Here is a 217-nt window from a genome sequence, read left to right as displayed (position 1 = left end):
AAGTTGATGTGTCCCTTTAATTACTAAATCGTACTTTTGAGCAATTACAGTAGCGATTATGGCCTCATAAGGGCCGTTATGCCAAACCACTTGGGTGTCAATATATATATCTTTGTAAGGAGAAACTAAATCGATAAGCCATAGCTGGCGATCTTTTAGCACGGCATCACGCATTGCTACGCGTTCTTCGCCAGATAGCATCGTTGTCATTTCATAA

Annotated in this window: 1 pseudogene; it reads right to left on the bottom strand. The window is 40.6% G+C overall.

What is annotated here, in order from left to right:
- Positions 1–217, bottom strand: a pseudogene (locus V6260_RS19095) (universal stress protein UspE); the annotation flags it as partial.

This window comes from Pseudoalteromonas aliena, assembly GCF_038155085.1.
GTDB lineage: Bacteria > Pseudomonadota > Gammaproteobacteria > Enterobacterales > Alteromonadaceae > Pseudoalteromonas > Pseudoalteromonas aliena_A.
The sequence above is the reverse complement of the archived record's forward strand: the minus strand, read 5'-3'. Positions and strand labels throughout refer to the sequence as shown.